The organism is Acidovorax sp. 62 (assembly GCF_002754495.1).
In the GTDB taxonomy this organism is placed as follows: domain Bacteria; phylum Pseudomonadota; class Gammaproteobacteria; order Burkholderiales; family Burkholderiaceae_C; genus Acidovorax.
The window spans coordinates 2705514-2725287 of sequence record NZ_PEFJ01000001.1; the positions used below are offsets into that span (position 1 = coordinate 2705514).

The window sequence follows — 19774 nt, forward strand, 5'->3', positions numbered from 1 at the left end:
CAACCCCGCGTGGTGGGCACCTTCCCAGGCGCCACCACGCCAAGCGGGCCGATTCTGCCGCCGCACAAGGCCGCAGCGCACAGCCCGCGCAACCAAGAAGCAACCGTTTGTGTATTTGTGCACGAAGGGGCGCGTGCATTGCATTGCCTGTCACCGCCCTGGCTTTCATGCCATGCACCACAGCTGTAACAAATATGACTTATGCGTTGTTTAAATTGGTAACAGCGGCTGCCAGAAAGTCACCGTCATCCTCTTCGATAAATTCAACTCACATCACGGCAATGAAAACAAAAAAAACGCGCTCGCACTACCTGGCACTTGCCATTGGCACATTGGTGACCTCGGCTTCCAGCTTGGCATTGGCGCAATCCTCCGTCACCGTTTTTGGCGTAGTGGACGTCGGCATCACCAGCGCCAAGGTTGGCAACGCCAGGCTCAATGCATTGAATTCCAGCCAAGGCAAGACCAGTCTGATTGGCTTTCGCGGCACTGAAGACCTCGGTGGTGGCAACCGTGCTCAGTTCTGGCTCGAAGGTGGCCTCAACCCAGACACCGGCAGTGGCGGTAGCAACGGCTCTTTGGGCTTCGAGCGCCGCTCCACGATCGGACTGATGAACGACTCTTGGGGAGAAATCCGCCTGGGCCGCGACTACACCCCCAGCTACAACATCTTTACCGCGTTTGGCGGTCCCGACACCACGACAGGCGTGCAGGCGAACCTGTTCCAGACGATCCGCCAGACGGCCTATAACGCGGCCAGCCAGAGCGGCACCGTGGATCGCACGCGCATCAGCAACTCCGTAGGCTACTTGCTCCCGCAGGACTTGGGCGGTGTCTACGGCCAGGTCGCGGTTTCCTTTGGTGATGAAAACGCCTCCAACTCTGGCGCAAGCAAGGCGCGCAAATACGTCGGGGGTAACCTGGGCTATCGCTCTGGGCCACTGAACGTTGGCATCGGCTACGGCAAGATGAACGGCACTGCAGCCATGACTTCGCCCAGCGCCATTGCGGCAACCAGCGATCTGGAAGATTTGGTGCTGGGCGCTTCCTACAACTTCGGTAGTTTTGTGCTCAATGGCGGATACAACAGCCTGAAGTGGGAACCCGCCAACGGCACAACCTCCGGGAAGGTGGATGGGTTCTACCTGGGCACAACCATCCCAGTGGGGCCGGGCAGCCTTCGCATCAAGTACGCCAGCGCCAAGTTCAGTGGTAACGCCACAGCCCTCACTCGCAGTGGTGGCAAGTCCGACAAGTATTCCGTCGGTTACGTCTACGACTTCTCCAAGCGCACCTCGTTGTACGCAGGGGTCGCACGTGTCAGCAACAAAAATGGAGCCAGCACTGGCCTGATCGGCGGTCCCGCAGGTGTGGCAAATACCGGATCGACCGGTTTGGACCTGGGCATCAGCCACTCTTTCTGAGTAGCACAACGCTTCTTTCCATCACGAAGTCGCCAAGGTTGAGCAGGTCCTTTTCCATGAGGGCCTGTTTTTTTTGGGGCTTCAACTTCTCCAAGCCATTCTCACCATGCGCCACTTCACTTCTTCATCCCGATTGATGGCAGTGACCGCTGCGGTTGCCTTGCTGAGCGCCTGCGCCAACACCCGCCCATCCGATGTCGCTAGCTCCGAGACGGTCACACAGACCACCGGCGTTGGCAGCATCAGCGCCATCGTCACACGCCAGGACATCCAGTTCGACGACAAGTTCTATTTCCCCTATGAAGGTCACCACCCTGCCACCAAGGCCGATTTCCCCAAGGGCTTTCTGCCAGCCTACGGTTCCGGCCTGGCCTTGAAGGGCAGGCGTGCCGACGGAACGCTGGAGTTCTACGCCATCACCGACCGTGGCCCGAACGCCACCACCGGCCCAGTCACGCAGATCACCGACGGCTCCAACCCCATGGGGTTCTCCAGCTCCACGGTGTTTCCTTCGCCTAACTTCACACCGTCCATCGGCGTGATCACCCTCGGCAAGGACGGAGCCAAGCTCGTCTCCACCCTGCCGATCAAGTTCAGCGCCACGCAAAATGCCAATGGGCGCGTCCAGCCACGCGGCATCACAGGCAACACAGGCGAACAAGTGTTAGACGACTCCTTCACCTACCCCGGTAAGGCCAAGGGCTACAGCGAGTTCGGCCTGGACACCGAATCCGTGGTGGTGGATACCGCACGCAATGCGCTGTGGGTGTCCGACGAATACGGGCCCTTCATCGTGAAAATTGATCCGGCTACCGGCATCATCCAGAAGAAATACAAGCCCGGCACTGGTGAGGCCGATCTGCCTGCCATCCTTGCCAAGCGCCGTGCCAACCGTGGCATGGAGGGCCTCAGCATTGATCTGGCCAGCGGCAAGCTGCACGGGTTCCTTCAAAGCCCGCTGAACGACGGTAAGGCTGACTACACCACCTCAGCCGTTCCTGACGCGACCGGCAAGTCGGAAAACGTGCGCGATTACGCCCGCTTTGTGCGCTGGGTGGAGTTTGACCCGACGACAGAGAAAACCCGTCTGTTTGCATTGCCCGTGGACAGCAGTTGGTACAACCAGGGCAAGACCGGCAATGCCAAGTTTGGTGATGTGGTCTCGCTGGGCAAGGGCAAGTTCATCGCCATTGAGCAAGGCACAGGCAAAGACAAAAAGGTTTTTAACGATTTAGTGTTGATTGAGTTTCCAGCCAACTCTACCGACATCACCGCGCTGGGCTCCGACCTGGAAAAGAGCAGCATGACCGGCAAGCCGGTCCATGGGGCGGACTATTCCAAGGTAGTGGCGCTGAAGAAAACCCGGCTCTTCAACTTGAATGCCACCGGCTGGACGGCCGAGAAAGCCGAGGGCTTGGCACTGGTCGACGACCACACCTTGGCGCTGACCAACGACACGGACTTCGGTGTCTCGCTGGCCGTGCTGGATACCAGCGGCAAGGAGATCGAAGGCTCCGACGTGACCCAATGCACGGTAGATGCCGACGGCAAAATCGTGAACGATGGCCACTGCGCCAAGGGTGCTGCGAGCCTGCGCTTTACCACCAATGACGTCAACGATCGCGCCCAGCGACTGTGGACCTTTCAGTTCAGCAAAAAGTTGAGCGAATACGGCGCTCCCTGAACTACCGTGGCTGCGCAAGCGGCTTTCTGGTTCAGTGCCATGCGCCGCTGCACGGGCGTCAGTCGACCCGATTGCACGAGGGCTGGCGCTTGTCTGCGCGGGCCGTAACGCACATCCCACGCAGGGTGGCTCCAGGCCGATGGAGGGACTGCAATGCCTTTGCTGCCTGGCGTTTTGTGGCATCTCTCGTCTCCCTGCCGGGGCCGATCTTTCGCGCCCACGGCGGTTTTGTTTCTCAACGCTGCTCCATCGCTGACCGCTGCAGTCAGCCCACCGCACTGTTGCAATCACACACAAAATCGATAAAAAGAACCATTCTCATTTAGAATGTAGCCTCACTGCGAGCCACCGCAGCGGGCACCCAGGCGACACGCCGCCCCGCGCACCAGCCAGCAATCGCCCTTCACCCCTTTCGCGGGCTGGACAGGGTTGGAGATGGGCTGGCCCTGCGCTTTTCTTTTCCATGGCCTGCGCGCCCTCCTCCGGCCCACACCCAGCTGCCCCGGGGCCAGGGCTATCGCCCCCTCTGACGACACCGCTGCCACAGCGTGCGCCCTGCGCACCAAACGCTGCCGCCGCGCCTTCGCTCTGGGTCCATCGCCATGCATTTCTTCACGCCTTTGGGTCACTCTTTCATGCACAGCCAACGCCGCCCCGCCCTCCAACCCACCGCCTTGGCTGCCGCCCTGGCCTGCCTGCTGACGGTGTCTGCCGCCCACGCACAAGACACGGCAGACAAAGCCCTGTCCACCGTCACGGTCAACGCCAGTGCCGACGCATCGGCCCAGGGCCTGTCGCCCGCCTACCCCGGCGGCCAAGTGGCGCGCGGCGCGCGTGCGGGCATCCTGGGCACGCGCGATGCGATGGACACGCCGTTCTCGGCCATCAGCTACACCAACGAATTGATCCTGGACCGCCACGCCCGCAGCGTGGGCGATGTGCTGCAAAACGACCCCACCGTGCGCGTGGCGCGCGGCTTTGGCAACTTCCAGGAGTCGTACTTCATTCGCGGCTTCCTGCTCGATTCGGACGACACCGCCTACAACGGCCTGTACAGCCTGCTGCCACGCCAGTACATCGCCACCGAGCTGTTTGAGCGCGTGGAGGTGTTGCGCGGCGCATCGGCCTTTTTGAACGGTGCCAGCCCCGCAGGCGGCGGCATTGGCGGCAGCATCAACCTGCTGCCCAAGCGCGCGCCTAACGAGCCTTTGAACCGCGTGAGCTTTGGCCTGGGCAGTGGCGGCAGCACGCAGCTGGCGGCCGACATTGCCCGCCGCTTTGGGCCTGACGGCAACACCGGTGTGCGCCTGAACGCAGCCACCCACAACAGCGGCACCGCCATCAACGACGAAGACGCCAAGCTGGGCCTGCTGGCCGTGGGACTGGACTGGCGCAGCCGCGATGTGCGTCTATCGGGCGACATTGGCTGGCAAGACCACAAGCTCAAGCGCACTCGCACCAACGTGACGCTGGGGGCTGGCGTCACCAGCGTGCCCACGGTGCCCGACAACCAAACCAACTACGCCCAGCCCTGGAGCTACTCGAACGAGCGCGACACCTTTGGCACCTTCCGTGGTGAATGGGACATCACCCCCGACGTGACCGCCTGGGCTGCGGCCGGTGCGCGCCGCAGCGAAGAGGCCAACTCGCTGGCCAACCTGACCGTGAACAACGGCAGCACGGGTGCGGCCACCACCTACCGCTTCGACAACACCCGCGAGGACAGCGTGAACACCGGCGAGCTGGGCGTGCGCGGCAAGCTGCAAACGGGCAGCGTGGGGCACGAATGGGTGACCACCGCATCGGTGTACGACTTTGAAAAGAAGAACGCCTACGCCATGGACTGGAAAAACACCCAGGCCACCAACCTGTATGGCCCCGTGTCCACCAACCAGCCCGCCTTCAGCGCTGACACGCTGTATGGCGGCGACCTGGCCAACCCGCTGCGCACCGGCACCACGCGCCTGACCAGCTTTGCCGTGGGCGACACCCTCACGCTGCTGGACAAGCGCCTGCTGCTCACCGCTGGCCTGCGCCACCAGAAGATCAACATTGCCAACTACCTGTATGCCAACAGCGCCCTCACCGACCGCTACGAGCAAAGCCGCACCAGCCCACTGCTGGCCGCTGTGTACAAGCTGGACAAGAGCGTGTCGCTGTACGCCAACTACGTGGAGGGCCTGAGCCAGGGCCAAACCGCCCCCAGTACCGCCACCAACCGGGGCGAGATGCTCAAGCCCTACGTCGCCAAGCAAAAGGAAGTGGGCGTGAAGTACGACGCGGGCCGCGTGGGCGGCAGCCTGGCCTTCTTCAGCACCGACAAGCCCCGCGCCTATCTGGACGCCAACAACCTCTTCGGCACCAATGGCAAAGACCGCCACCAGGGCCTGGAGCTGGCCGTGCAGGGCGAAGCCACCAAGGGCCTGCGCCTGCTGGGCGGCCTGACCTGGCTGGACGCCAAGCAGCAGACCACCGGCTCGGCCACCACCGATGGCAAGCGCGTGATTGGCGTGCCTGAGGTGCAGGCCAACATTGGCGCCGAATGGGATGTGCCCGGCGTGCGTGGCCTGGCCGTGGACGGCCGTCTGGTGCACACCGGATCGAGCTACGCCAACGCCACCAACACGCTGAAGGTAGGCGGCTGGAACCGGCTGGACCTGGGCGTGCGCTACCTCACCGAAATGCAGGGCAAGCTCGTCACCCTGCGCCTGCGCATCGACAACGTGGCCGACAAGAACTACTGGGCCTCGGTCGGTGGCTACCCCGGCTCAGGCTACCTGACGGTGAGCGCCCCGCGCACCGTGAGCCTGAGCGCCAGCGTGGACTTCTAAGCCCTCCAGGGCCTACCTGGGCGCAGGCTCTGCGCAGCCCGCGCCCAGCACACCCATCGCCTGACGCCGTGAAGCCGTACAGGCCCGCAGCCCCTGCAAAACAGGGGGCTGCACCCAAAGGTTTTAAGCAAAAACAGCCACCAACGCTTATCTAACAAGCGCAGGCAGCTATCAAAACATGAGCATTTTAGTCCCCACCTGTGTGGGGCGGGATGTGCTCGCCCTGTGATTTCTGAAACCCGTTTCGTTGAACCCACCGCAAGGAGCTGACTGACATGAACCAACCTTTGAACACCCGCACCCCAGGCCTGGCCCGTAACCTGCTGGCCGCCGCCCTGCTGGCTACCACCGGCCTGGCCGCACAAGCCCACCAAGTGTGGCTGGAGAACTCCGGCGGCCAAGCCAAGCTGCACTTTGGCGAATACAACGACAACCTGCGCGAAACCTCGCCTGGCCTGCTCGACAAGTTCAAGGGCGTGCCGGTGCTGGAGCAATCAGTCGCAGGCGCCAAGCAGCGCGTGGAAGGCCAGCTCACCAAAGAAGCCTTCACCTACACCGCCGCTGCGAATGCCGAGACGCTGTTTGCCGACGCCGCCTACCCCGTGATCGACCGCACCAAGGCCAACCTGCCCGCACTGCTGTGGAAACCCACTGCCCGCTGGGTGGCCAGCCTGGCCCAGCCCGTGGCCCCCACCGCCGCGCTGGACCTGGTGCCCACCGGCAAGCCCGGCCAGCTCAAGGTCGTGTTCAACGGCGCCCCGCTGCCCAAGGCCAAGGTCGAGCTGGTGTCCCCATCAGGCTGGGCGCGCGAAGCCACCAGCGGCGACGACGGCACCGTCACCTTCGCCCTGCCCTGGAAGGGCCAGTACGTGGCCGAAGTCAAGCACAGCGACAAAACCCCTGGCGAGGCCCAAGGCCAGAAGTGGGGCGAGGTCAGCCACCTCATCACGCTGAGCTTTGTGCAAGCCGAAGGCATGGCATCGCCAGCGATGCCTGCGGCGCACGCGCACTGAACTGCAGCAACACAAAGTTCAAACCAAAAACGCGGCTAGCGCTTGATACACAAGCGCTAGCCGCTATCAACTTTGAAGCATCTTTCACCACCGACCGATGTAAGCCCTATGAACACCCCGCAAGCCCTTGCACGCCGTCCAGCACAGGCACTGACACCCACGGCCATCGCCCGCGCCGCCATGCTGCTGTTGTGCACATCCACCGTCCACGCCCAAAACACCAGCGCCCCGGCGCCTGCCACGGCAGACAAATCCCTGCCCTCCGTCACCGTCAATGCCGCCCCCGATGGCGGTGAGACTGCCACCAGCCCCGTCACCGGCTTTGTGGCCAAGCGCGCCTTGAGCGCCACCAAGACCGACACGCCTCTGCTGGAAACCCCACAGGCCATCAGCGTGATCACCCGCGACCAGATGGAAGCCCAAGGTGTGCAGACCCTGCGCCAGGCCACGGCCTACACGGCAGGTGCCGTGTCCAACTACTTCGACAGCCGCGTGGACAGCTTCAGCGCGCGCGGCAGCAGCGTGACGCAGTACCAAGACGGGCTGCTGCGCAGCTACGGCACCTACAACACCAGCCGCCCCGACCCCTACACTCTGGAGCGGGTGGAATTTTTGCGCGGCCCCACCTCGGTGCTGTACGGCCAGGGCAGCGTGGGCGGGGTGCTCAACCTCAGCAGCAAGCGGCCCCAGGCCGAGCCATTGCGCGAAGTGCAAGTGCAGCTGGGCAACCACAGCCGCAAGCAAATCGCCACCGACCTCACGGGGGCACTCGACCAGGAAGGCCAGTGGCTCTACCGCCTGGTGGCCGTGGGCCGCGACAGCGGCAGCCAGGTCGACCATGTGGACGACAACCGCGTGGTGCTGATGCCCTCACTCACCTGGAAGCCCAACGCCGCCACCTCGCTCACGCTGCAAGGCTTGCACCAAAAGGACAAGAGTGGCTCGCTGATCGGCTTCTTCCCCTGGCAAGGTACGCAACTGCCCAACCGCTATGGGCAAATCCCCACCAACACCTTCATCAGCGAACCGGGCTGGGACGCCTACGACACCACCAACAACTCCTGGGGCTACCTCTTCAGCCACCAGTTCAACAGCGACTGGACCCTGCGCCAGAACCTGCGCCGCACCGTGAGCGAGGTGGACTACCGCACGCTGTACACCAGCTTCAAAGCCGACGCAGCCACAGGCCGCCCTGCACGCCCCGTGTTCAATAGCGATGGCCGCACCGTAGTGCGCGATGCAGGGTGGCAACTGAACACGGGCCGCATGCTGCTGATTGACACGCAGCTTGAAGGAAAGCTCCAGGCGGGCAACACCACACACAACCTGCTCACAGGCATCGACATCCAGCGCAACCACACAGGCCAAAAAACCTGGTCGGCAGTGGCGCCCGCCATCGACGTCTACAACCCCGTGTACGGCAACTTCACGCCGCCGACGGCATCGCAGCTGGTGCGCCAGCCCAGCGTGGTGCAAAAGCAGCTGGGCTTTTACGCGCAAGACCAGATCAAATGGGGCCGCTGGACGGCCACGCTGGGCCTGCGCCACGACAGCGCCCAGACCGAAACCGAAGGCCGCCCTGCCGCAGCAGTGGACGACAAGGTCTGGACCAAGCGCGCGGGCGTTACCTACCAGATGGATGGCGGCTGGGCACCGTATGCGGGCTACTCCGAATCCTTCCAGCCCCTGGGCGGCGTGGACGTGTATGGCACAGCCTACAAGCCCCAGCGCGGCGAGCAGTGGGAGGCTGGCGTGAAGTGGCAGCCGCCGGGCCAGGGCATCAGCGCCTTTGCCGCGGTGTACACCCTGCGCGAGAAGAACCGCAAGACCAGCGACCCCAGCAACCCGCTCAACAGCCTGCAGATTGGCGAGGTGAAGGTCAACGGCTTTGAAACCGAAGTGCAGGCCAGCCTGGCCCGCCAGTGGGACTTCACCCTGGCCTATGCCTACACCGACGCCAAGATCAGCCGCAGCAATGCAGGCGACCAGGGCCTGCCCGTGGCCAGTGTGCCCAAGCACACCGCATCGGCCTGGCTGAGCCATCGCTTTGCCGCCGAAGGCCGTGGCGGCTGGACGGTGGGCGCAGGCGTGCGCTACACCGGCTCGCAGTGGAGCGGCACCACCGCCATCAGCACCCCGGCAGCCACCATTGCCGACGCCATGCTCGCCTACGACGCTGGCGACTGGCGCGTGGCCTTCAATGTGGTGAATCTGACCGACAAGGTGCAGATCACCCAATGCCTGGCCCGTGGGGACTGCTTCTATGGGCAGGCGCGCACGTACACGCTGACGTCGACCTACCGCTTCTGAAGCGCACCCCGCCCCGCTCCCAGGTGCCGAGGCGTACCCGCCCTGGCACCGGGCTCGCCCGCCGGGCCTGCGCCCCTGCCAAGCCAGGTCAGACCCCAAGCGGTATCCCGCGATCAAGGCAACGCGGGTCGATCACACCACTGGCCCTCCAACGGTTCTCCAACCTTCTACCCATGTAAAAGCCATGACCACATTCACCCCCCATCGGCCCACGCTGACCGCCGTGGCGCAAGCCACCTTGGCGCTGCTGTGCGCCTGCGCAGCCCATGCGCAGACGCAAAGCGCACCCGCTCCGGCCGCAGACAAAGCCCTGCCTTCGGTCACCGTCAACGCCGCCCCCGATGGCGGCGAGACCGCCACCGGCCCCGTCACAGGCTTTGTCGCCAAGCGCGCCTTGAGCGCCACCAAGACCGACACACCGCTACTGGAGACTCCGCAGGCCGTCAGCGTCATCACCCGCGATGAGATGGAGGCGCAAGGTGCGCAAACGCTGCGCCAGACCACGGCGTACACCACCGGGGTGGTGTCCAACTATTTCGACAGCCGCCAGGACTCGTTCACGGCGCGGGGCAACGACTTGTCGCAGTACTTGGACGGGCTGCTACGCCAAACCGGCTACTGGAACGACACCCGCCCCGACCCCTACACGCTGGAGCGCGTGGAGGTGCTGCGCGGGCCATCGTCCGTGCTGTACGGCAAAGGCACCGTGGGCGGTGTGCTGGCGCTCACCACCAAGAAGCCGCTGGCCGAAACCCAACGCGAAGTACAGATCGAACTGGGCAACCACCACCGCAAGCAGATCGCCGCGGACCTGACAGGGGCCATCGACAAGGACGGTGAGTGGCTTTATCGCCTGGTGGCCGTGGGGCGCGACAGCGACACCCAGGTGGACTACGTCAAGGACGACCGGGTGGTGATTGCCCCATCGCTCACCTGGAAGCCCAACGCCGCCACGTCGCTCACGCTGCAGGCCACCCACCAGCGCGACAAAAGCGGCTCGCTCATCGGATTCTTTCCGTGGCAAGGCACGTTGCTGCCCAACACCTACGGCCAGATTCCGACCTCCCGCTTCAATGGCGAGCCGGGCTGGGACGCCTATAACGCCAGCAGTGACGCGATTGGCTACCAGTTCAGCCACCAGTTGAACGACAGCTGGACGCTGCGCCAGAACCTGCGCCGCACCGTGAGCGATGTGGACTACAAGACGCTGTACACCAGCTTCTCGCCCCGCCCTGTCTTCACCTCGGACAACCGCACCATCGAGCGCGATGCCAGCTGGCACCTTGGCAACGTGCGCATGCTGCTGATAGATACCCAGCTGCAAGGCAAACAGCAGTGGGGCGCCACCGAGCACAACCTGCTGATGGGCATGGACGTGCAGCGCGTGCGCTCGGGCGCATCAGACTGGTTCCAGTCCAACGCCGCCGACCTGGACCTCTACAACCCCGTGTACGGCAACTTCACCCCGCCCACCGCGGCAGACCTGACCCTGCAGCCCAGCGTGAGCGAGCGCCAGCTAGGCTTCTACGCCCAAGACCAGATCCGCTGGAACGCCTGGACCTTCACACTCGGCCTTCGCCACGACAAGGCCCGCTCTGCCACCGATGGCAGCCCCGAGGCATCGACCGAAGACAAGGCCTGGAGCAAGCGCGCAGGCGCCACCTACCAACTGGGCAACGGCTGGGCGCCGTACGTGAGTTATGCGGAGTCGTTCCTGCCGCTGGGCGGCGTTGACTTCTACGGCAAGCCCTACAAGCCCACGCGCGGCAAACAATGGGAGGCTGGCGTGAAGTGGCAGCCCGCAGGCCAGGGCATCAGCGCCTACGCAGCCCTGTACCAATTGCGCGAAACCAACCGCAAGACCAACGACCCCGCCAACCCCATGAACAGCCTGCAGGTGGGCGAAGCCAAGGTGCGCGGCCTGGAGGCGGAAGTGAAAGCCAGCCTGGCGCGCCATTGGGACGTGAGCCTGGGCTACGCCTACACCGATGCCCGCATCTCGCGCAGCAACGACGGCGACCAGGGCCAGCGGCTGGAGAGCGTGCCCAAGCACACCGCATCGGCCTGGCTGAGCCACCGGTTTGCGGCCGAAGGGCGTGGCGGCTGGACGGTGGGCGCAGGCGTACGCTACACCGGCTCACAGTCAAGCAGCAGCGGCACGTATGCCATCAGCACCCCGGCCTCCACCATCGCCGACGCCATGCTCGCCTACGACGCTGGCGACTGGCGCGTGGCCTTCAACGTGGTGAATCTGACCGACAAGGTGCAGATCACCCAGTGCCTGGCGCGCGGGGATTGCTTCTATGGGCAGGCGCGGACGTACACGCTGACGTCGACCTACCGCTTCTGAAGCGCATCGAGCGATTGCGCAAGTCCCTCTGAACCTGCTGTGGGCAGCGACCTTGCACCGGGCCGCTGCCCACAGTAACGACGGGCTCAGCCTTCCCAAGCCACCGGCTTGGCACGTGGCCGACGCGCCAGCGTTGCTCGGTGCCAGGTCTTGAGTACATGCCGCACGGCCCGGGCCAGGGCCTCGTCCAGCGCGGTGCGCCAATCCCCAGCCACAGACGACACCACCACATCGCCCGCACCATCGGTGCGCAAGGCAATCTGGCAGCGCTTGTCCAGCCCGCCGCGTGGGCCATTCACATCGACCAACTGAACCTGCGCCCGGGGCACCAGGGCATTCAAACGCCGCAGCGCAAACCGCACACGGCGCTCCACGGTTTCTCGCATCAAAGCGGCTTCAGGATGACGGGACTTGAAAATTATCTGCATCAGCGTTCTCCTAGGTTGGAGCCCTCACCTTAGCCCCGCAACGGTTCGCGTCACAGCAGGATTTTTCAGAACGTAGTCTCCAAAAAACCTGTCGCCGCACCAACTGGCCTTGCACTGCAAACTTCGTAAAAGCCGAAGTACCCTGCATAAAAAGCCTGCTTGGTTGCATAGGCACCAGGACACACATTCGATGCTGTACCCACCACCTTGGAGATGCCCCATGAAAACCTACCGATCCCTTCGCCCCACATTCCTGCAGCGGCTACAGGCCTTGCGCGAAGCCGTCATGCACCAGGCTATGCAATGGCTGTGGCAGTGGTCGCAGCGCAGCAGCCGCGCACAGCGGCCTGCTCTGGTGCCTGTGCGCATCCACGACGAGGAGAACGCCCCGCGTCGCCCTGCGCCACGCCAGCGGCAGCGCTTTCACCCTTACGCCGACTGAACCCGCTCAGCATCACATCTTGCGAGGAACACCCCTATGCGCAGCTATTCCCACAACAGCCCCCAGGCAGCCGCCCGCATCGTGGCACTGCTGCTGATCGCCGACGGCCATGTCAGCCGCTCTGAGATGGATGCCCTGTATGGACGCGACATCGAGCGCGAACTGGGGCTGCCGCCCGGCGAATTTGCCCAGGTGCTACACACCCTGTGCGAAGACCTGCTGATGGGCATGCGCGACCGGCGCCTGCTCACCGGCAGCATCGACGACGCCACGCTGGCCGCACTGCTGGCCGAGGTAAGCGATGCACCCTTGCGCCACAAGGTGCTGTACTTTGCGGATGCCGCCGCCACCGCAGACCACCACGTAGCCCCCGCCGAGGCTTGGGTGATGGGGTTTGCGCTGAAGCACTGGCACCTGAGGGAGGCACAGGCCTAGGGCCCCACTGCACGAATCAACGTGTGGCGCTGGCCGCGTGGGCCGCAACCACCAGCTGACGGACCAAGGGATGGTGCTGCCCACGGCGGGACCAGATGGCGTGCACCTCTTCATGGATATCGGGGCTATCGCCCAGCAGGCGCAGGCCCCGCACCAGGCCTACGTCTTGTGCGCCCAGCTGGCTCACGGGGAAAACGCCCAGCCCCCGCGCCGCAAACACCGCCAGCAAAGCGCTGTCTTCAAACTCCCCCACCACGCGGGGCCGCAGGCCCTGGTCATGGAACCAGGCATCGAGCGTGGAGCGCAAAGGCGAATGCACGGTGGGCAAAAGCACCGGGATGTCCTGCAGCGATTGCGGGAACCTGTCTCGCGCAGATTTTTTGACCAGAGACGACGGGCCATACCATTGCACGGCCGTGCGCGCAATCCGCTCGCTGGACAAGCGTTGGTTGGGGTTGCGCGGTGCGGCCTGCCCGGCCAGCACTACATCCAACTGGTGCAAAGCCAGCTCGGACAGCAGCTCATCAAATTCACCCTCGTGGCAGACCAGCCGCAGGTTGGGGGTGGCAAGCACGGGCTCCAGCAGCGCGTGCGCCGCCAGCTTGGAGATGCCATCCGACAACCCCACGGACAGCCGAACCACCGGGCTACTGGCCGCCTCGCGCACCTCGTCGGTGATGCACTCACCCAGCTGAAAAATTTCTTCTGCCCGCACATAGGCCGCCTGACCGGCCTCGGTCAGCACCACCCCACGGCCCGAAGGCTTGAGCAACTGGTGCCCCAGAGATTTTTCCAGATCGCGCACCTGGGCGCTGATGGTCTGCACCGCCATCTGCAGGCGGTCGGCTGCGCGGGCAAAGCCGCCCTCTTTGGCGACCATCCAGAAGTAGTACAGGTGGCGGTAGTTGAGCATGCATGCCCCGGTTCGTAAAAACCGAATACTAGGTTCGAGCCAGGCTGGTGTCTATTTTTCTGACCCATCTCCATACTGCACGGCTGTATTTGAAAAGGAGTGATCCCATGTTCTATGCCATCAGCTGGTTTGTTTCATTGTCATTGCTGGCCATCTGGTCGCTGCTGTGCTGGGGCGTGCATGCCTTCACGGTGTGGGCCATGTCCAGTGCCGGAGCCCTGGCTGCGGGTGCAGCAGGGGCAGCAGGTGCGGCTTCCGTCCAAGCAATTTTGTTGCCTGCATGGCTGCAGGGCTGGATACCGCCGGAGCTGCTGCGGTCTCTGGAGGGCTGGATCACGTCTGCTGGCCCCATGCTGCAGGCGGCGCTGGAAAGCGTGCCAGCCCTCGCTGGTGCAATCACAGTGCTGGTCTGGGGCATTTGGGGACTGGGGGCGGTGGTTCTGATCGCACTGGCAGTGGGCCTTCATGTGCTGGTCAGGCTGCTGCAACGCCATACCACCGCATCAGCACTCAACGCGCAGGCTGCACAGCGCAACCTGGCCAAAGGCTGAGCCTGCCGGCAAGCCATGCAGGCCCAGCCGCCCCCTCAGGTGGCAGAGCAGCTAAAGCTCTCTGCCTTGGCGGGGTCTCCCGTGCCGTTGTAGCGCGGGAACTGCGGGAACTCGCACACAGGGCGCTGCAACACAGGCGTCTTGCTGCCCGCAGCAAACTTGGTGGCCACCAGCTTGTCGGGCGCGGTTTGCTTTTCTACCCAGTTGTCCAGGGCCGTGAGCAGGTCGATGGAGAGCGGGTCGGTGCCTGCACCATCCAGGTTGTGGCCCACGGATGGTGAGGTGAGCATGCGCGCAAAGCCCCGTGCCTTGGTGGCGCCCACCTGTTGCTTCATCGACTCAAAATAGTCCGCTGTGCGGTACACCGATACGCAAGCATCGGCCAGGCCGTACCAGATGAGCAGCTTGCCGCCGTTGTCCGCGAAGGCAGAGATGTCGGGGTTGGTCGAATCGATCATCTCGGCCAACCGCAGGTACTGGGACGTGAAGCGGGTCGGGTCGTGGTCGAGCAGGCTGAGCTTGGGGTTGCCCTCCACCAGGCGCGCGGCCTCTTGCGCCGCCATGAAGTTGAACGAATCCCGTGCGGCAAAGCTGTTGCCGAACATGTAGTCCTTCCAGTCTGACGTGGAAGCACCACCCCGCCCATAACGGGGGTAACCCCGTGCGCCCCGCGAGAGCGTGACAGGTGTGTCGTGGTCGGCGTAGATCAGGCGGATGGATTCGATCTGTCCAGCCGTCAGGCACGTATCGTTTTCGGCCCCGGTGCACAGCAGCTCGGTGGGCACGTAGTTGCAAGCCGCCACATTGCCGATGATGCCGTCCTTGAGGCCATCGAGGGCATCGCAGGCCGCCGTCTCGGCCTTGGCATACAGGGCGATCTTCTCCGCGCTAAGCCAGTTCTCGGGTTTGGAAAAGATGTGCTTGAGCACCGTAGGCCCCAGGTTGACCTGGTGCGCCTGCTGGCTGATGGCGGGCTCCATGGCGATCACGCCGTCGTAATCCTTGGGGTAGCGCTGGGTAGCGGCCAGGGCCGATCGGCCGCCGTTGGAATGCCCCATGTGGTAGCGGCGCACAGGCCGTTTTCCGTAGAAGTCGGTCGCCATCGCCGTGCCCACTTCCAGCACCAGGTGGTTGGCTTCAAACGCATGGTTGCGCAGCGCTGCGTCGCTAGAGCCCCATGAGAAGCCTGCTGGCCCGTGCCCCGAGTCCGAGCTGATCTTGACGTAAGGGTTGGCCGATGGGCCGACGAGCTGCTGGTAGAACGCATCGTCCGTGGGGATGAAGCCATCGAACCCGCCGCCCCCGATGGTGAGCGTTTTGCCATTCCACAGACTGCCGCTGGGCAGCTCCACCGCCCAGTGGATGGTGGAATCGGCCGACGAAACGATTTCGCCACGCACGATGCACGCGTCTGGCAGGCTGCCGTTGGATTTGCGGACCTCCGTGGCCGTGACCTTGGCACCGCCGGGCAATGCAGCGGGGCGGTAGGTGGGGCAAGCCTCGGCCAGGGGGCGGGCAGAGGGCGATGGTGTGCCGTCGCTGCCGCCGCAGGCGCTCAAGGCCAGCGCGGCCACAACAGCCAGCGCTGTGCCCGCAGCGTTGCGGGCCCGCAGGGCCCTGCCCGGCGAGCGCAACGCAGACGCGTGAAAGGTGGGGGAAGTCATGTGCAAAGTCTCCATATGTCGTGATGGTTTTAGGAGCCTTGCCGGCGGCGTGCGATGCAGATGGGCTGTTGCGCTCGCGTGCCTGCCCTTGCAATGGCTCCGGGCACCACGATAGGAGGCCAGTGGCGCAAATAAGCCTCTGCAAATGCAGAGGGGAAGGGAAAGTCCTGAGCATTGGTGACGGCACTTGAAACTGGCGCTGCCGCGCCAGAAGACCCCCCTATTTGCGCAGGGCGCTCACCAGCTCGACCTTGTTGCGCACGCCCAGCAGGCCGTAGGCACTGCGCAGATAGGTGCGCACGGTGGCGGGTGACAGGCCCAGTGCCAGCGCAATGTCTTTGTACGAATGCCCGTGCGCATACAGCGTGGCCGCACCCAGCTCACGCGGTGCCAAAGGCGACTGCGACGGTGGCTGCGCACTGCCCGGCTGGCGCACCACCAAGCTGATGAGGACCAATGGGCCACAGGCCTCAAACCGCAGCCGGGTGCTCTTGCCCAGCGCCACGGTGCCAGGTACCTTGCACAGCCCCGCATGCAAGGCGGCAGGCAGCGCGGGGCCGGACCACTGCGGGTGGGCCTGGTGCAGCGCCTGCCCAAGGCGCAAGCCCACGTAGAGCAAATTGCCATCTGGCTCGGCCAGCGCATGGCCATCCCACGGGTGGGCCGATGGCAGCGCCTGCAGGCGCTGCAACGCATGGCGCCAGTGGCACAGCAGGTGGGCAACAAACTCGCCAAATAGCTCTGCCTCCAGCCCCGAGAACGGCGGGCCTTGCGGTGGACGGTAGACAGAGACGAAGAACATCATCCCGCTGCCCGGCAGTTCCACCGTGATGGCCATGCAGTGGAACAGGCCATGGCGGCGGCAGAAGGCTTCCAGCTCCGGGGGGATGGCGCCGGGCGCATCCGGACCGTTCTCGCAGATGACCTCACCCAGGCGCTCCATGGACATGCGCGCAAACTCATCGCCCGCCGCCAGCGCGTTCCACTCCTGGGCAAACCGCTGGCTCAGGCCGATGCTGCCATGCAACCAGTTGCGCGGCGCAGCCTGTGCATTGCCTGCGGACACTTCGCCCCACCATGCTGAATCAAACGGCACCAGCCGCTGCAACAGGTGCAGCGCGTCGTGCAGCATCTGCTGCGGCGGGGTTTGATGGGCCAGTGCCGTCAGATCCAGCAGGCTGGCGCTGAGGGCTTGCAAGGGCGGCAGGGGCGGCGCGTGCAGCCAACGCTGTGGGCGGGGTGCGCTGCCAACGGAGGGGGGCATGGGGCGTTTCCTGGTTATTTTTCATAACCAATGTACCGAACCCCCCAGGGGCTGCGTACCCGTACATGCCCTGCCGCACACGCGAGGCCGATTGGTGTGCAAACGCCTCCAGCGCAGTGCATATTTCAGGTCAAATCAGGCTCTAGCGCTTATTCAATAAGCGCCAGCAGCTATCAAAAATGCAGCAAATCACCGCAAAATCAGTGGAACTCCAGGCGCACATACCCCGCCTGTGCAAGCGCTTCAGAGCCGAAGCGGCCCCATCATGGGCAATGCCACGGGGACAGTCTGGCTCCCTCCCCAGGCCTCAGTGCCCACCAAACGTCCCCAGCTGCCGCAGCCCACCCGTCAGGCTCCACAGGCTGATGCACCAACCGTCACAGCCCTCCTCCACCACCAATCCAGGCAGGTCATTGCCGTCGATGTCGACATAGCCATCGGGCGCGCCCGGCACCTCGCCCATGTAGACGTAAGCGTCCTGCTTGCGCACAAACACATGGTGCCGCTGGGCTTCGTAGAACGCATTCACATCGCGCACCACCTTGCCCGGCACCACCAACGTGGTGCGCGCATCCGCCGTCGCCTGGGGCAGACGAACAGACAGGGCCGATTCCCAGCGCAACTGGGGCTGTAGCCAGCCAAAGCGGCGCGTGTCGGACTGCAGATAGGCTTGCAATCCTGTGCGGTGCTCAGGCTCGATCTTGCGCACATCCCACCCGGGCGTGGCGGGTGGCGTGAGCGAGAACAACCCGTACTCCCGCCGATCACTCTGACGTGCAAGGCCCTGCACCGTCACCCCCGCTGACTCCCACTGCTCAGCGCCTGAAGCGTTCTTGAACACCTCGGCCTTGCACTGGTACTTGGCCCCAGTCTGCAACGCAAACACGGCCTTGCCTGTATTGCAGTGCTGCGCCAGTTGCTGCAGCGGCGCCTTGTCATTGAACCGTGCAATCACCTGCTCCACATCGGGCGTCAGCATCGCAAAGAAGAAACCGCCGCGGCTGCTGTGGCTTTCTTTTTCCATGCCGGCGAAGGCGGGCAAGGTGCAGGCGAGGGCCAGCAGGGAGGCAAGCAGACGTGGCAAGGTCATGGCAGCTTCTTATGGATAACTAGGGGATGCTAACGCGATGGGGGCTGGCAGCGTTGGGCCAATATTCTGCGATAACGTCGACGCCGAACTTCACGGGGGTATGTTGACCCTTTCCAATTCCGAACTCCGACTCCTTGTAGATATAGTTCGCCGATACGGCACATACCAGCAAATCTCTCTGGGTTTCCGCAATACACGCGCTAGCAGGACTAAGCCATGCACATTCGTTGCGAGTCTGATTTCTACGTTTCGATCGAGAGTGCAGAGCCTTCAAACGAAGACGTCCTCGTCATCGTTAAAGCCAGATGCCCCGGATTCCATGGCGAGATTGACACCTGGATTGCCCGAGATGCTTGGGTTGGGTTTTGCAACCAGTTGGCGGTCCTGAATGAACATCGCCAAGGTCAAGCTACTGTCGAGAGCATCAGCCCCAAGGAATTGCACCTCATTGTCCGATCCATAGATCGCTTAGGTCACATGGGGGTGGAAGGCGAGCTAGGCTATCGAGGTGTCCATGGCGAAACCCATCTTCGTTTCTCGACCATGGCATTTGATCCATCGACGCTTCCGCAGCTTCTGACTGAGGCACGTGAAATCGCGGGCTAAAAATCGACCGCAGCGGACCGACACCATCCTCGCTGGCTGGCCTGCTGAATTCAGATTTTGAGCGACCACTTTCATTGCGGCTGAACGGCTGCGCCGGGCCGATATCCGCCGTCATTTCATGGCGTTAGCGCCAGGGATTTTTCCGTCTACCTGAATAAGTATCGACTCATCGAGTTCGACGACCTCGAATCGACCGCCTTCTCGCTCATAGACTTCACCCGACAGAAATTGAACAACCGTCGAGCCGATCAGGGCATGGATCTCAATGACATTGCTTGTTGTTCCATCCCGTCGAAGCTTCAGGATTGTCATGAGGCCTGTCGGAAGTTCAGAAAGCTCCCGATGTCTAAAAATGCCAGACGAGGAATCAATCCGCATTAGCCCTTTGTCCATGGCTGAGCCCACGTAAAGCCCGTGCACCCCAGTTCCATCTTCGCACTGTGATTGCAAGGAAAGCGTTTGCCCGTCAGCAAGGGTCACGCAGACATCGACAAACTGCAGATAGGGGACATTCGGATGGCTCCACACAATCTCGCCTGGAGCGAAAGACGCCATCCCAGAGGCGTCCATTTCCCAGCTACCGCCCTCGGCCAATGCCATCTCGCAGCCCGTCCAGCGGACAACTACTTGTTGATCAAGCTTAGAAACCGAGTTGGGTAAAACAGTGATCATCAGCTGTGGTTGAAAAAAGCAGGCGCTAATTTTGAACTGAAAAAGCGAATGTCCGTGCTGGCTGATAGCAGCTAGCCACTCCAACACAAACAACGGG

The 19774-nt window shown here is 63.5% G+C and carries 16 protein-coding genes; 10 read left to right on the forward strand and 6 right to left on the reverse strand.

The genetic code is table 11. The features are described 5' to 3' along the window. Positions 1 to 281: 281 nt before the first annotated feature. The 6 genes from CLU86_RS12160 (at position 282) to CLU86_RS12185 (ending at position 11612) form a co-directional block, all read left to right on the forward strand. Positions 282 to 1424, forward strand: coding sequence for a porin (locus CLU86_RS12160; protein ID WP_233194981.1), 1143 nt, complete (start codon positions 282 to 284; stop codon positions 1422 to 1424). Between the two features lie 106 nt (positions 1425 to 1530). Then, positions 1531 to 3108, forward strand: coding sequence for an esterase-like activity of phytase family protein (locus CLU86_RS12165; protein WP_099741773.1), 1578 nt, complete (start codon positions 1531 to 1533; stop codon positions 3106 to 3108). 635 nt (positions 3109 to 3743) lie between these two features. Further along, positions 3744 to 5939: a TonB-dependent siderophore receptor gene (locus tag CLU86_RS12170; RefSeq protein WP_099743540.1), complete on the forward strand. Its 2196-nt coding sequence runs from the start codon at positions 3744 to 3746 to the stop codon at positions 5937 to 5939. A gap of 275 nt (positions 5940 to 6214) precedes the next feature. Continuing rightward, a complete protein-coding gene (locus tag CLU86_RS12175) occupies positions 6215 to 6952 on the forward strand; it encodes a DUF4198 domain-containing protein (protein ID WP_099741774.1) in 738 nt (245 codons plus the stop codon). 108 nt (positions 6953 to 7060) lie between these two features. Beyond that, positions 7061 to 9262, forward strand: coding sequence for a TonB-dependent siderophore receptor (locus CLU86_RS12180; protein ID WP_099741775.1), 2202 nt, complete (start codon positions 7061 to 7063; stop codon positions 9260 to 9262). Between the two features lie 184 nt (positions 9263 to 9446). Beyond that, entirely contained in the window at positions 9447 to 11612 is a 2166-nt protein-coding gene (locus CLU86_RS12185; protein WP_099741776.1) for a TonB-dependent siderophore receptor, read from the forward strand. 86 nt (positions 11613 to 11698) lie between these two features. Here CLU86_RS12185 and CLU86_RS12190 read toward each other — a convergent pair whose 3' ends face one another. Then, positions 11699 to 12040 (reverse strand): HPF/RaiA family ribosome-associated protein, encoded by a 342-nt coding sequence (locus CLU86_RS12190; RefSeq protein ID WP_099741777.1) that lies wholly within the window; start codon positions 12038 to 12040, stop codon positions 11699 to 11701. A 220-nt stretch (positions 12041 to 12260) separates the two neighbouring features. Between CLU86_RS12190 and CLU86_RS12195 the strand changes: the two genes are divergently transcribed. Then, positions 12261 to 12482: a hypothetical protein gene (locus CLU86_RS12195; protein WP_099741778.1), complete on the forward strand. Its 222-nt coding sequence runs from the start codon at positions 12261 to 12263 to the stop codon at positions 12480 to 12482. Between the two features lie 36 nt (positions 12483 to 12518). Beyond that, positions 12519 to 12917, forward strand: coding sequence for a hypothetical protein (locus CLU86_RS12200; RefSeq protein ID WP_099741779.1), 399 nt, complete (start codon positions 12519 to 12521; stop codon positions 12915 to 12917). Between the two features lie 16 nt (positions 12918 to 12933). Here the strand turns inward: CLU86_RS12200 and CLU86_RS12205 are convergent, their stop codons facing one another. Continuing rightward, complete coding sequence (locus tag CLU86_RS12205; RefSeq protein WP_099741780.1) at positions 12934 to 13830, reverse strand: LysR substrate-binding domain-containing protein; 897 nt, start codon at positions 13828 to 13830, stop codon at positions 12934 to 12936. 107 nt (positions 13831 to 13937) lie between these two features. Between CLU86_RS12205 and CLU86_RS12210 the strand changes: the two genes are divergently transcribed. Beyond that, on the forward strand, positions 13938 to 14381 hold the full coding sequence (locus tag CLU86_RS12210) for a hypothetical protein (protein WP_099741781.1): 444 nt from the start codon (positions 13938 to 13940) through the stop codon (positions 14379 to 14381). A 35-nt stretch (positions 14382 to 14416) separates the two neighbouring features. Here the strand turns inward: CLU86_RS12210 and CLU86_RS12215 are convergent, their stop codons facing one another. From CLU86_RS12215 to CLU86_RS12225, 3 genes are all read right to left on the reverse strand, one after another. After that, on the reverse strand, positions 14417 to 16045 hold the full coding sequence (locus tag CLU86_RS12215) for a tannase/feruloyl esterase family alpha/beta hydrolase (RefSeq protein WP_233194982.1): 1629 nt from the start codon (positions 16043 to 16045) through the stop codon (positions 14417 to 14419). A gap of 220 nt (positions 16046 to 16265) precedes the next feature. Next, entirely contained in the window at positions 16266 to 17309 is a 1044-nt protein-coding gene (locus tag CLU86_RS12220) for a helix-turn-helix transcriptional regulator (protein ID WP_099741783.1), read from the reverse strand. A 307-nt stretch (positions 17310 to 17616) separates the two neighbouring features. Further along, positions 17617 to 18399, reverse strand: a complete 783-nt coding sequence (locus tag CLU86_RS12225; RefSeq protein WP_099741784.1) for a hypothetical protein — start codon at positions 18397 to 18399, stop codon at positions 17617 to 17619. A gap of 216 nt (positions 18400 to 18615) precedes the next feature. Between CLU86_RS12225 and CLU86_RS12230 the strand changes: the two genes are divergently transcribed. Continuing rightward, positions 18616 to 19005 (forward strand): hypothetical protein, encoded by a 390-nt coding sequence (locus CLU86_RS12230; protein ID WP_099741785.1) that lies wholly within the window; start codon positions 18616 to 18618, stop codon positions 19003 to 19005. 111 nt (positions 19006 to 19116) lie between these two features. Here CLU86_RS12230 and CLU86_RS12235 read toward each other — a convergent pair whose 3' ends face one another. Continuing rightward, positions 19117 to 19770: a hypothetical protein gene (locus CLU86_RS12235; RefSeq protein ID WP_121728284.1), complete on the reverse strand. Its 654-nt coding sequence runs from the start codon at positions 19768 to 19770 to the stop codon at positions 19117 to 19119. Positions 19771 to 19774: the final 4 nt, after the last annotated feature.